The sequence below is a fragment of the Chryseobacterium sp. DT-167 genome (assembly GCF_058310155.1).
Map to the genome: position 1 here is coordinate 15751 of NZ_JBZEEQ010000016.1, position 14475 is coordinate 30225.

Below are 14475 nucleotides of genomic sequence, written 5' to 3' on the forward strand. Positions count from 1 at the left end.
AAGATATAGGAGTAATTGCTGAACATTTTAATATTAAATGAGAAAACTTAAATACATGGTACAAATAAACTGAAAAATATTACAGTGAAAATTATCAAAAGATAACTGGACTTTAAGAAAAAAGATGAAATAGAATCCGTCAATTTAAAAGTTAAGGGGTTCAAAAACTTATTCAGATGAATTCAAGATTGATTTTAAAATAGTTTAAAATCAGCGTTGGTACACAAATTTTAATGTTTGGAAACTTATATAATTAAAATATTTTAAAAGAAGATCCTTCTAAAATGAGCAGGTCATAAAAAGCTAAGGCTCGGATCAACCAAAATCCGAGCCTTTCTGCACTCAATATGCCTTTGAGAACAGATGAAAAAAGTGAGAAGTCCAAAGACTGAACCTAAAGATCATCCCCACATCAGAAATAATAACACAAAATATAATGAGCCCGCCAACGGAGATTTAAAAACATAAAATAATTTATCAGGTAAATGGTCTCTGATTGTTTTCAGTCAAATACATCTTTTTTGAATTGCAATCTGAAAGTTACTCCTTCAGCATCAGTATTGTTGTGAAAATCTATTGTTCCGCCTAAACGTTGCATAATTTTGTACACAATATTAAGCCCGATACCATTTCCATAAAATTTTTTTGCGTTCTCAAGGCGTTTGAAAATTTTGAACATCTGATTTTTCTCTGAATCTGGTATTCCTATACCATTATCTGAAATTGAGTAAATTATATATTCATTGCTTTCCTCCGAATTGATTTCTATCATAGGGAATTCTGCTGTAGAAGAATACTTTACTGCATTACTAATAATATTTAGAAAAACCTGATATATGAGCGTATGATCAGACAAAATATCCTTACAGTCACCGATTTTGATAAACGTATTAGGCGTTCCATACACAGATTGTGCTTCGTTTGCCACCCGTTCTATCAGTGCTCTCATTTGAATCTGATGAGATTCTAAATTTCCGGATTTTGCACGGCTTAGATTCAAAACATCGCGCATCAGTTTTTCCATATTTTGAATCTGTTCCAACGCTTTACTCAGTTTGTGTAAGTTACCTTCCGTGTGTCCTTCTAGAAGTTTTCGTTCAAGCATTTGCAAGTTGAGTTTCATTACAGTCAAAGGAGTTCCTAGATCGTGCGAAATAGTATAAGAAAAGCTTTCCAGCTCTTCATTCAACAAAATTAGATCTTCGCTGAGTTTTCTGATTTTTGAATAATGGTCATATGAAATTTCGAAAATCAGGGTTATTAATTTCTGAATGGCAAGTTTATCTGCCTCATTCCAGAATTTAGATTTTTTTCTGCTTTCTTCAATGAACGTTTTAAAAGATTTTCTAGGTGAAACTCCTATCTCGTCCATCCCATTGTGTTGGATAAACTCATAATGTTTCTCAGGATTTCCGGCCCATCGGATGGTTTTAATAAATTCTTCGCGGAACCAGATGAAATATTTTTCATCTTCATGATTGATCTTGGAAATTGCAATTCCTGCGAAAGAATTTTCATTACCTACGATTTCTGGATGCTCTTTGGCAAAACTTTGGTAAAAGAAAACTTTCTCTTTATCAAAGTTTTTTTTTTGAAAATACTTTATGATATTAGAAATTACCAATTCAGAAGGTACATTGCCATAGGAGTGAGATTCTTTAGCACTGACTAAAGCTACACCATCAGATTTTGCAATGGCACAAAAATCTGAAAAATTTTGTACAATACCTGTGGTGAGAACTAATGATTTTGATAATTTATTTTTTATAGCTGAAATTTGCTGATCAATTTCAATGCTGTACTGTACCAATTGTGCAGACTTGATATTGCTATAAGCTTTTGCTGCCCATAATGTATAAATTTCCGAACGTATTCTGTTGCGAAGGTCAATATGTTTAGGTAGAATATTTTGACATGCAACCAAGCCCCACAGAACACCATCTACAATGATAGAGGTTGAAAAACTGGAACACACTCCTAAGTTTCTTAAGTATTGCTCATGAATTGGAGACATGGCACGAAGTTCGGTGCAGCTCAGATCCACATCATTAGACCTGGAAATTATTGGTGATGTCAAACCATTTATATCACTGAAAATTCTTCTTTTTTTTGTTAAATATAATTCTCTTGCCTGTTTTGGAATATCACTTTCAGGATAATGCAGATGAAGGAAACTTTCAACCCCATTTTTTACCTGCTCTGCAACCACTTTTCCTGATCCGTCTTCAAAGAATTTATAGATCATTATGCGGTCATAATCTGTATTATGACTAATATCTTTTAACAGATTTTCCCAAATTCCGATCTCTGATGTTGCATCATTATAAGCATCAAAATTGATGTAATCAATTTCTTTTATATTGTCAGCCGTAATGCAGAATTCAAATTCCAGATAGTACAGATGGTCTTTTTTTCTTATCGTTAAATAATATTTTGTCCCGTGAATGCTGATGCAGCTAAGATGTGAGGCAAAACTGCTGTCTTTGGCGACAACCTTTTTATATACATCGGAATTTTTAATAATATTAAATAACTCATCATTATTTTCTAATTTTGAATGTAGCTTAATTTCAGAAATAAGAAAAAGATCAAGAATATTCTGACTGTAAAACTGGATATTAAAATTATCATCTAAACCTAGAAGATAACCAAAGCCCTGGATTTTTCCCGGGAATTCAATTTGTTCATCAGAACATTTGGTATAATTCATCTTATATAATATTGAGTGTATATCTTAAATGGAAGAAGTCATTTTAATAACTTTAAGGTGCCCAAAATGACCATTTGCTACCATTATAAAATGCTAACCGCTTAGCGCCAGTCTTATTGACATAAACTACCATGCCGGGCGAAGGGCTGTTTATATTATTCACATCATCTACAACAGGTAGCACCATCGCTTTGGTACTTGATTCTAATATTAAAATTCCGTCTGCTGCAGATGTATCAGATCCGATAATAGTTTTTGCACCTGCATCTTCGGCAGTTTGTGGCTGATTGATAAGCGAAGATGAGATGTTAGCGTCTTGTCCGCTCAGGTCTATCCAGTTTCCATTGTAATATTTTATTCTGGCTAGTGATGGCGTCGTTGCATCTAAAAGAAGGGTACCTTCAGACGGATTTAAGGGCATCGTTCTTACATAGGGCAAAATTATCCCTTTGTTATTAGTGTTTGCAAATTCGATTACTACAGATGTAGTATCACTTGCTGTACCAGTATCATTACCAATGACTACCTGCGAGGAAATGTTTATAAAAAATAAAGATAATCCTACTATTATTGTCTTTTTCATATTATTACTCATTATGGACATGATGGAGTAGAGAAGCATTTCCATGCTCCATCAGAATATATTTTGAGGCACTTTGCATTTGTATCATAAATCATCATTCCTTCCTGAGGATTGGTAATACCTCCAAGAGCGGCAGTAGCCATTCTGGTAATCACAAATCCTTTTGTGTTAGACTCCAGAACCAGATGCGCCGATTTTCTGACCATTGGCCAATTATCACTATCAGTCGCACCCGCTCTTTTTAATGAGGTAATACCAACTTTGCTGTCTGAACCGGCAGAAGTGAAATTTCCATTATTATAACACACACAATTAACGGATGGGGCTATGCTGAAGGAACTGCTGTCAGCAGAAGTACAGTTTCCGTTGTTTGCCGCTACTATATAATTTGTTCCGGGAGTCATGTTTGAAATGGCTCCTCCTGTACCTACAGTGGGACCGGCCGGAGTAAAGGCATAGGTATTGGATGCATTATAATTACTTATAGTTGCTGATCCCGGCGCAGAACATGTTGGCGGCGTAATGCTCACCGATGGTGGGGGAGGAATAGCATTTACAGCTACTGATGCAGTATTGGATGTTATTGTTCCGCAAGAGCCAGTAATGATAACATAATAATATATGTTTCCTAAAACCGTTGAAGGTGGTGTATAGGTATTTGATGCAGCACCAGAAATTAAACTGCCGCCAATATTACTGTTTGTGGTATTGCTATACCACTGATAAGTGAGGTTTGTACCATTTGCAGAAACAGAAATTGCTGTAGAAGCATTGTTCTGACAAACATTTTGATTAGCGGGTGACGGTTGGGATGTTACAGAAGTAGCTGTTCCTATTGTAACTGTAACAGCAGATCCCGCAGGATGATAGCAATTTCCTGTTGTATTAAAATAATAAGGAGTATATGTTCCCGCAGCTATCGTATTGGCACTTACGTTTGTACTGCCCTGAATCCATCTTAACTGCATATTATTTGGTGTTCCACTGGAAACAACCGGAGAAAGAACTGTACTTACTGTGCCTGAACTGCATGCAGTATAATTTGTCGTATTTATATTAGGAAGAGCGTAAGCATATAGAGTGGGGTTATCTATGTAAGTATTGGTTCTGCCGTTAGTGTTTCTCAGATATAGTTTGAAAACATACGACTTCCCTGGTAAAAGGGTAAAAGTAATATCTGTATTGTTTGATGTAGCATTTGTAGCATTATCAGCAATTACATTGGCTGTGCTGCCTGCTGACTCATCATATATATCAAGTTTATAGCTATATCCTAAATCACTGTCATAAGCATTTGTTCCAAAAGTACCAATTGTACCGATTCTGAACCTATTTAACCGGATTAGGGGACTATTTGAAGATGTTGTAACACGAAAACTGAAGTAACGCCCTGTTTGAAAAGTATTTGTAATACCGGTCATACCATAATATGTAATATTGGAAGCAGTAAAAGTCGTATTTAAAGTTGTACCTGCTGCGCCTGTGTTGCCATATCCCGACGATACTCCTTCTGCAATTTTTAAATCTTCTGCTGTGAAGAAAGATGCATAATTATTAGGTGCTTCTCCGCCGTTTGCATATCTGTTTGAGGGATTATCACCATTATAATCTATCATCCCTTGTCCATTGCCTGTACTTCCTTGGTTTATAGCACAGATCGTCTGTGCTTTAAATGCTATGGAAAATAACAGGGCAATAATTAAATACACTCTGAAATTATAAATTTTTATCATTTTCTACTGTTTTTATGATGCTTTAGTGAGAGGAATAATGAGGACAAGAGTAAACGCAGAATTTAACGGGATGAATTATAAGAACTTTTGCGATTTTAGCGTAGTCTAATTCTTTTTTTAATTCTGCTTAAAGAAACCGGAGTAATTCCCAATAAGGAAGAAATATATTTTGCAGATACTCTGTCAATAAGATCAGGATGTTGCTCCATATATTTAATGTACCTTTTTTCTGCACTCAAAAAAATAAAATCTTCACTTCGCGACAAATATTCTCCCATTAATCTCATGAGAAAAGAAAATCCAAATGCCAGTACCTGTGGATTTTCATTCATATACAATCGGATTTCGCTAAAATTAAACTTATAAAATATGGTATCTTCTAAACACTCATAATGTAATATTGTCGGCTTTTGAAGAATTATTGCATAATAATCTCCAAAATAATAGTTTTCATTCCTGATATATATAGTCTTATCCCTGTCTTTCTCATCATCAGTAATATAATAAGCTCTTACCAACCCCTGTTTTATAAAATATAAATGTTGATCAAAATCTCCGGGCTCTATAAATATAGAACCAGTATTAAACTCCAAAGTCTGTATACTTCCCGGATAATTATAAACATCTTCATAATTTATATCGCTAAAGACCTTTGATATCGTTGAGGCAATTTCTTCTCGAGTATTCATACTTTTTATACCAATATTTACAAACATAATCTAAAAAAACTGTCGATAAGATTACATAAATTCTATATATATTACAGAAATATTATTCTGTCTTCAATAAGTTGTCAGTTTATTGGTTATAAATTTTAAATTTGTTGCACCATCAAAAGTGTCTGTGACATCTTTTCTATTCTTCAGAATTATGTATTTGTTCTAATCTAATAAAGAATGGTGCAACAAAATGAAAAAAGTACTAATATGGAATTTTTTTTCTCATCATTCTGCTTTTATTAATATGTTACAAATAAATGAACAATTAAAAAAACGCAAATTATCTTTTGTTAATTGATGTTATTTTTTTATGTAATCTGTATTAAATATGTCTGACCAACTATAGGAATTTTTTAACCTCAACTGTCATCATTAGCAAAAGAGAGATTATCAGTTGGCCAGGTTATTTGGCTTATATTCATATTGTTATGTAGTCAAATGATTATTGTACCAGTTCCAGCTAATTTTTTTATACGTTGTCATTTTAAATTTATACCTTAAGAAAAAACATCTCAGATTTTTGTTCACTTTTCTTTAATATGTGATATTTGTTTCGATTATTGACTAGGCAAAAAAACTCCCGATTGATTTTTCCGGGAGTTGATTTTTGTGTTATTATTAAATGAATATTAACTGATAATGATCTTCTTTGAAATAGTTTTACCGTCTATTTTTATCTTTAAAATATATACACCTTTCTGTAATTCACCTACGCTAACCTTAGCACTTCCTTTTTCGAAATTTTTTGAAGGTATTACAAGCTTTCCGGATACATCATAAATTTCATAGGTACCATTTTCTTTCAGACCAGATTCAAATGTTAAGTGTCCGTTGGTAACAGGATTTGGATAAATTTTTATAAGATCTGAATCTGATTTTATGATGTCAGTTACAGAGAGTAAACTGGCACAGTTCCCCAATCCTACTGCACACCAGGCATTCTCAACCTGCTGTAATGCGTTTGATCCCGCTCCGTACAAGTCAGTTGCTGCCTGTTTAGATGCAGTATAGGCATTGGTGTACTGACTATTGGCTGTAAGATAAGTTGCTAAAGTTCGGTAAGCAATCTTTTCAGCTTTCTGAATGGTGATTCCTGTAACATTATAGCTCGTTCCTGAATCATTAGTACCGGTTCCTCCTACAGACAGTAAATAAAACCAAAAATTTCCAACCCCGCTGTTGGTGTGTACCCCGCCATTATCGGTAGAGCCGACCGCTGTATTTGCCCAATAGGTTCCAAGATAGGTATCCGGTTGTTGTGATGCCAGTGCAGCAGGTCCTGAGTTGGGATTCGACATACTTCTTAAAAATGTAAAACCAAGCGCAGGATTGGGAATTCCTTCACCTATATTCCAGTTGGGGGTAATTCCCGAATAAAATTCAATGGCGGCACCAAACATATCGGCAAAAGCTTCATTTAAGGCTCCGGATTCTCCCTGATAAGTGAGATTTGCGGTTCGGCTAACCATGAGGTGAGAATATTCGTGACCTGCGACATCTATTCCTACGAAAGGACCAAAATATCCTGCCTGTCCCTGATACATCCCGTTTCCATAGATCATTCCTACTACATTGAAGCCTTGTTGGGTAATATCAAATGCAGCGGCATTAACACCGCTTACTGGCTGCATTGGAGTTCCCGTATTGGGATCTACGTTGAAATTTATATCATAATAATTTTTAATGATGGATCCGTTGCCATCGTAGCTGTTTCTGTTGTGTCTTGCGATGTAGTAATCTTTAGATTTTTCCATAGCCCAATGTGCTTCTACCGGGGCTTTGGTCGTATTGGCAGTAAAGTTTGCAGTGGTGCTCGTTATTTCTGTGATTGTGCCTGTTAGCTCATTGGCTGTAAGATTTGCGCTGCCGTCCCATCCTGCACCATTTCTGGTGTAAATATTTTTAGCATTGTCTTTCAATCTGAATGTACCGTTATCAGAGTCGACGGTGATGGTCTGATTTCCTTTATAATATGTTGCGCTCGTAGAAGGAGTATCAACAAATAACGGGCTGTAGTCAAAGCTGTTTACAGAATTTTTAGCGGGTAAATGAAGCCTGATCTGGAATTCAGGATTGTAATCATAAATTTTTGAAATCTTATTAACGATTTTTCCGGTAGCATGATCGATGTAGTAGTCAAAAGCCTTTAATGATCCCAAAGCTGCGGCCTGCACTTTGGTGGCTGAATAAAGTTTAATTCCGCCTGTTGTGTTTACTTTGGCGATCACATTTTCAAAGTCTCCGAATGTGGTTTTATTGTTTCTTATATCGGCTAATATGATTTTTTTTGTGTCAGCCTCTGATAATGGCTGAGAGATAGCAATTTTTATATCATTGATGAGTTCTCCGTTTACGTATGTTACTTTGCCATCCTTTTCATGAATATAGAATAAATCATCATTTACTTTTATACCTTTATATAAATGCTGATAGGTACTTCTTCTGAAACCGAGCTCATCAACAGAACTTTTTACAAATTCATAGCTGTGGTCTGAGTTTGTTTGGAACCATTTGTCAAGATAACGTACAAGTGTTTCACGAGAAATATTTTGACCTTCAAAATTTACCTCAAAATTCCCCATAGCAGATGTTGCTGTTATTTTTGGCAGATTTTGCGGTGAAATTTCCGTGCGATGACTTTGTGCCTTTAAAAACTCGCTAGTAGATCCCAAGGTCAGAACAAAAGCCAAAGCTTTCACAATTGTAACTGTCTTTTTCATAATATTTATTTGATTAAATTCGACAGTTAGTAGAGAAAATACAAAAATGTTACATGATGTGCTAATTATTTTTTGTTGTAATGAAAATTAATTAAGATTTTTGAGTGTCTGACGCAGGGTTTCCAGCTCAATAAGATTCATTTTGGTTCCGATAAAAATGATAATCAAAATAATGATCAGGAAAGATAAAACAATGAATATATATCCTGAAATAAACCACAGTACGGTATTGATTATATTTCCTTTGATGCCCAGTTTCCTTATCCAGAATTTTTGACTCCTTTCAAACCAGGATTTTCCTCTGCGGATTAATGGCTTTGTTTCTACATCATTTAGTTCGTCAATGATTTTTACTACGTCCTCAATGTATTTTCCGTACATATAATACATCCAGTATTTTAAAATAAATGAGATCACCAGAATGGTAATTGCAAATGAAAAAATAAAGATGGCAAGATTGTATTTAAAATCGAACTGAAAATCGATGTGAATCAGTGATAATAAAAATGCTAATGGGATATACGATATATAATACGATATATAAATCTGTTTTGAAATCAATAACTGCGTTTTCAGGGTAAAAAGGTCGTAGTTTGTATTTGTGTTTTCTTTTTTCAGAAGCTTGTAAAGCTTTAAAAATCTTGAGTAGTAATACAAAACGATCAATACAGTTAAGATAGAAACCAGAATTGAAATAATTCTGATATTCTTATCCTCAGTTACAGACGGGAGGTTGGTGAAGATCAGCGGCAGCGTAATGATCATCAGCCAGAATTCTGTCTTCATATTGATTCTGAGCATCTCTAGAGGCGAATGGATCTCATCTTGCTTTTCAAGAGAAATTTCAGGTGGAATCTGGCTGTTTTCCTTTTTCCAGAGTTCTTTAAAGTTATCTAACTCCATTGTGATGTAATAAGCTTTTTTTAAACGGTCTTTTTTTTATCTATAATATCTTTAAGCTTTGCTTTTGCCCGGTTGAGCTTCACTCTTGCATTGACTTCCGTAATCCCCAGTTGTGATGCAATTTCCTTACCTGAAAAGTCTTCCAAGAAGAAAAAAATTAAAGCTTTATCTATAGGACTGAGCTCATGAATGGCATCATACATGATTTTCATCTTCCGGTCATCCTCTTCATTGTAAATTTCATGATCTACCAACAGATGCTCTATACGCTGATTCTGTATAAAGCTGCGTTTTTTTTCACTTTTTAAAAATACGATTGCAGTATTGAGCGCCGTGCGGTAAAGCCATGTTGAGAAATCGCTTTTACCCTGGAATTCTTTGTAAGATTTCCATGCCTGATAGATGATCTCTTGATAGAGATCATTCTGATCGTCAAAATTATCCATGTACATCTTAGAAATCTTGAAAATTACTCCTTTATGTTTTTCAATTTTTTCCAGAAACTCCTTTTCCTGTGACATTGTAGGCTCGGCTCTGCACAGTTAGTATCATTTTTTCAAAAATGTTACAGATTTATAAAACAAACACCAGTTTTCAGGTTCTGGTGTTTGTTTTATAAACCTGATGCTGTTGCGGAAATTCTGGCAGATTCATCAGCTATTTCGGAGCATGATTCATATTAAATAATCTTTAAGAAAATGGTGTGTCATGCTGATCTCGTAACCAGCATTTCCAATGCCGTACCAGCTGCCAACGGAAGTGTTTTTGAAATTTAAAAGCCATCAGTAATTGATGGCTTTCTATCATATGGTTTATGGCTGACCGTTTCCACCAGCTGATCCATAAATCTGTCCTGTTGCAAAGCTTCCGTCATTATCCGCCAGCTGAACGAAAATAGAGGCCAGCTCTGCAGGCTGTCCGGGTCTTCCCAATGGTGTGTCACCTCCGAATTCCACCAGTTTTTCCTGTGTTTGCCCTCCGCTTACTTCCAGTGCTGTCCAAACCGGTCCCGGTGCAACGCCATTGACTCTGATTCCTTTTGGACCAAGCTGCTTTGCAAGTGATTTTACATAGCTGGTCGTTGCTGCCTTTGTCTGTGCATAATCATAAAGGTCGGCAGAAGGATCGTACGCTTGCACTGATGATAATCCGATAATGCTCGACCCGGGTTTCAGATAGGGGAGTGCTGCTTTTATGATCCAGAAAGGTGCGTAGATATTTGTTTTCATTGTTCTGTCAAAATCTTCTGTGCTGATATCTAAAATAGATTCATTGCTTTTTTGATGCCCTGCATTATTGACCAGAATATCAAGTCCTCCCAATCCCTTTGCCGCTTCAGAAACTAATCTTTGACAAAATTCTTCATTGCGGATATCTCCAGGGATTGCTATTGCTTTTCTTCCTGCTTTTGTGATCAGGTCAATAACTTCAACGGCATCAGACTCCTCATCTGGTAAATAATTGATCACAACATCCGCACCTTCTCTTGCAAAAGCAATAGCAGCAGCCCGGCCAATCCCGGAATCTCCGCCGGTAACTAGTGCTTTCCTGCCAGTTAATCTTCCTGAACCTACATAGCTTTCTTCGCCGTGATCAGGAACCGGATCCATTTTTCCTGCAAGTCCCGGAAAAGGCTGGAACTGTTTCTTAAATGGTGGTTTAGGATGTTTTGTAGTAGGATCTTGCAGAGGAGAAGTTTCTGCATTTAAAGTTTCTTCCGGAATATTATCTTTATTCTCAGAAGAATCAGGGGTCATAATGTTTACTAATTTGTCAAGTGCTTCTCTTCGTGTGATTTGATCGTCCATATTGATAATGATTTGGTGTAATAAATAATTGTATTGTAAGCAATCTATATTCCAGAGTGTATCGATAGAGAAATTTTTTGTGAATCTGCACGAAGAATGATTCATCCTGAAACTTTAATTATAAGTGTCGCCTTTGATCAGTAAATTAATTATCACCCAGATTTGCAACATTAAATAATAAGGATATGAAATTCTTACAGATCTGTTACAGAGATTTTTATTAATAAAATTTTCGGCAACGATGTGTTATATTTTAAATATATTTTGATTTTTAAAGATTTTCAGTTGATCAGTTCTGCTTTAAGATGAAAGAAATTTTCACATAATTTTTTTACTGATGTGCATTTCCGTAAATTTGAGCTGTTAAATTAAATAAATCTTAAGTAAGAATGGAAAAGTATAATTACGGAGTCATCGGACTCGGTGTAATGGGAAGAAATTTGCTTTATAATATCGCCGATAATGGTTTTTCTACCGCAGGATTCGATTTGGATGACGATAAGGTAGAAGCACTTCATGGTGGTGCCACTTCAGGAACACAGGTCAAGGGTACAGCTTCTTTGGAAGAATTCGTAATTTCACTGGAAACTCCACGAAAGATTATTTTAATGGTTCCCGCAGGAAAGCCGGTAGATGCTGTTCTGGAAAGTATTGTACCACTTCTAAGCCCAAAAGATATCGTAATTGATGCCGGAAATTCATATTTCAAAGATACCGAGAGACGCATTGCTGATTTGGCATCCAAAAACCTTCATTTTATGGGAATGGGAGTTTCCGGAGGTGAGCAGGGCGCAAGAAGAGGACCCAGCATAATGCCCGGAGGAGATCTGGAAGCTTTTAAATTAGTGAAACCCATGTTAGAATTAATTTCAGCAAAAGTTAACGGCGAAGCCTGCACAGCTTATATGGGAAAAGGTTCTGCGGGAAATTATGTGAAAATGGTACACAACGGAATCGAATATGCGATCATGCAGTTGATCAGCGAAGCATACGATCTCTTAAGAAAAGGAGCAAATCTGAACAACGATCAGCTATATGAGGTTTTCAAAAAATGGAATGAAGGGGAAATGAATTCTTTCCTGATTGAAATCACCAGAGATATTTTCCGGCAAAAAGATGAGCTGACAGACGGTTTTCTTGTCGACCAGATTTTGGATAAAGCAGGAGCAAAAGGAACCGGAAAATGGACTTCAGAGCAGGCTATGGAAATTGGTGTTTCTATCCCGACAATCGATCTAGCAGTAACTTCGAGAATTTTATCAGCTTATAAGGAGGAGAGGGTAAAGGCCTCTCAATTATACCCTCAAGAAGCAATGACAACTCTGGAAAATACTGAATTATTTATCAAAGAAGTAGGCGATGCGCTGTATCTGGCTACTTTGATCAGCTATGCACAGGGTTTGGCATTACTGGTAAAAGCTTCTGAAGAATATCAGTTTGAAATTCCTTTAAAAGACGTGGTAAAAATATGGAGAGGAGGCTGTATTATCCGCTCTGTTTTACTTGAAAAATTCTATTCGGCTTACACTCAGGATCCGAACTTATCTAATATTTTACTTAATGAGGAAATTTCTGACCTTGTAAAATCTAAAATTAGATCTTTAAGAAAAACGGCTTCTTTTGCTGTTTCAAATGGTATTCCAAGTTTAGGAATCCAGTCTGCTTTGGGATATTTTGATGCGTATACCACAGATTCTTTACCTGTGAATCTTATTCAGGCACAGCGTGATTATTTTGGAGCGCATACCTATCAAAGAGTTGATAGAGAGGGCATTTTTCATACTTCATGGCAAAACATAAACAACTAATATCGGATGAGTGACAATACCACCCTGCATCCAACAACGATTATTATTTTTGGTGCAACCGGCGATCTGGCAAAACGAAAGCTTTTTCCTGCATTTTACAATTTATATGTCGATGGCAGAATGCCAAAAGGCTTCAATATTTTAGCTTTAGGACGGGCTGAAAATACGGATGAAAAGTTTAGATCCTATATTAAAGAAAATCTGGAGAGTTTCTCAAGGCGGAGTGTAACCCCGGAAGACTGGGCAGGTTTTCAGGCACATATCAGCTATTTTCAGCATCAGTTGGATGAAGAAAAGTCTTATCAGAATTTATATCAGAAACTGGAAGGTTTTGATAAAGTTTACGGAATGAGAGGAAACAGACTTTTTTACCTGTCTATTGCGCCAAACTTTGTATCAGTTATTTCAAATCATATTAAAAATACATCTATAGCTTCAGACCCGGAACAAGATCGTATTATCATCGAAAAACCCTTTGGTCATAATAAAGAGTCTGCAATAGAGCTGAATAATCTTCTTTCGCAAACCTTTCAGGAAGAACAGATTTATCGTATCGATCATTATCTGGGAAAGGAAACAGTTCAGAATATTTTAGCTTTCAGATTCGGAAATTCAATTTTTGAACCTCTTTGGAATCACAGACATATAGAATCTGTTCAGATCACTGTAGCAGAAGAAGTAGGTGTTGAGACGCGGGCAAGTTTTTATGAGCAGACAGGTGCGCTGCGTGATATGATTCAGAATCATCTTTTACAGATTCTTTGTATGGTCGCAATGGAACCGCCAATTTCACTGGAGTCTGGTGAGATCAGGGATCGCAAAGTTGATGTTTTAAAATCAATCCGCAGGATTTCTCCCGATAAAGTAGATCATTATGCAGTGAGAGGTCAGTATGGAAGAGGCAAAGTAAATGGCATCAAAGTAAGCGGTTATCGGCAGGAAGAAGGGATTGCGGCTGACTCCAATACAGAAACGTTTGCTGCAATCAAATTTTATCTCGATAATGAGCGATGGGAAAATGTTCCTTTTTACGTTCGTACCGGAAAAAAGATGAAAGAAAAGCACTCTTATATTACCGTTCAGTTTAAACCTCTTCCGCATTCTGCTTTTTCGGAAAGTACATCACTTTTATCGGCTAACCGGTTGATTATAAATATTCAGCCACAGATGGACATCAGATTGCAGTTTATGTCAAAAAAACCAGGACTTTCATTAGAATTGAAACCTGTAGAAATGATTTTTGATAATTTTGCCTGTCAGACAGATACTCCGGAAGCTTACGAGACACTTTTACTGGAAGCACTTGTCGGCGATCTCACATTATTTATGCGTTCTGATCAGGTAGAGCAGGCTTGGGACGTTGTAAAAACCATTCAAGAAACATGGGAAAAAAATAACGATTCTTCTTCTTTTCCGAATTACGAAGCGGGAAGCTGGGGACCGGATGACAGCAATGCATTAGTGGAAAGACAGGGGCATCAATGGGTTTAA

At 36.1% G+C, this 14475-nt stretch carries 10 protein-coding genes; 2 read left to right on the forward strand and 8 right to left on the reverse strand.

Annotated features, from left to right (window positions below):
• Positions 1-502: 502 nt before the first annotated feature.
• The 8 genes from AC4FQ5_RS17835 to AC4FQ5_RS17870 all read right to left on the reverse strand — a co-directional run bounded on the left by AC4FQ5_RS17835 (position 503) and on the right by AC4FQ5_RS17870 (position 11176).
• Complete coding sequence (locus AC4FQ5_RS17835) at positions 503-2710, reverse strand: ATP-binding protein (RefSeq protein ID WP_491145507.1); 2208 nt, start codon at positions 2708-2710, stop codon at positions 503-505.
• Positions 2711-2762: 52 nt separating this feature from the next.
• Positions 2763-3131 carry a phage tail-like protein gene (locus AC4FQ5_RS17840; RefSeq protein ID WP_491145510.1) on the reverse strand — a complete coding sequence of 123 codons (369 nt, stop codon included), beginning with the start codon at positions 3129-3131 and terminating at the stop codon, positions 2763-2765.
• A gap of 173 nt (positions 3132-3304) precedes the next feature.
• A complete protein-coding gene (locus AC4FQ5_RS17845; protein ID WP_491145511.1) occupies positions 3305-5026 on the reverse strand; it encodes a phage tail-like protein in 1722 nt (573 codons plus the stop codon).
• A 95-nt stretch (positions 5027-5121) separates the two neighbouring features.
• Positions 5122-5715, reverse strand: coding sequence for a Crp/Fnr family transcriptional regulator (locus AC4FQ5_RS17850; protein ID WP_491145513.1), 594 nt, complete (start codon positions 5713-5715; stop codon positions 5122-5124).
• 659 nt (positions 5716-6374) lie between these two features.
• Positions 6375-8465, reverse strand: coding sequence for a M4 family metallopeptidase (locus AC4FQ5_RS17855; protein ID WP_491145515.1), 2091 nt, complete (start codon positions 8463-8465; stop codon positions 6375-6377).
• Positions 8466-8552: 87 nt separating this feature from the next.
• Entirely contained in the window at positions 8553-9368 is an 816-nt protein-coding gene (locus AC4FQ5_RS17860; protein ID WP_491145517.1) for a hypothetical protein, read from the reverse strand.
• A gap of 20 nt (positions 9369-9388) precedes the next feature.
• Complete coding sequence (locus AC4FQ5_RS17865) at positions 9389-9889, reverse strand: RNA polymerase sigma factor (RefSeq protein ID WP_491145519.1); 501 nt, start codon at positions 9887-9889, stop codon at positions 9389-9391.
• Positions 9890-10180: 291 nt separating this feature from the next.
• Positions 10181-11176, reverse strand: coding sequence for an SDR family oxidoreductase (locus AC4FQ5_RS17870; protein WP_491145521.1), 996 nt, complete (start codon positions 11174-11176; stop codon positions 10181-10183).
• 389 nt (positions 11177-11565) lie between these two features.
• Here AC4FQ5_RS17870 and gnd point away from each other — a divergent pair, with 389 nt between their 5' ends.
• The gene (gene gnd / locus AC4FQ5_RS17875; RefSeq protein ID WP_491145523.1) at positions 11566-12984 is read left to right on the forward strand and encodes an NADP-dependent phosphogluconate dehydrogenase; all 1419 of its coding nucleotides are present in this window, start codon (positions 11566-11568) and stop codon (positions 12982-12984) included.
• A gap of 6 nt (positions 12985-12990) precedes the next feature.
• A complete protein-coding gene (gene zwf / locus AC4FQ5_RS17880) occupies positions 12991-14475 on the forward strand; it encodes a glucose-6-phosphate dehydrogenase (protein WP_491145525.1) in 1485 nt (494 codons plus the stop codon).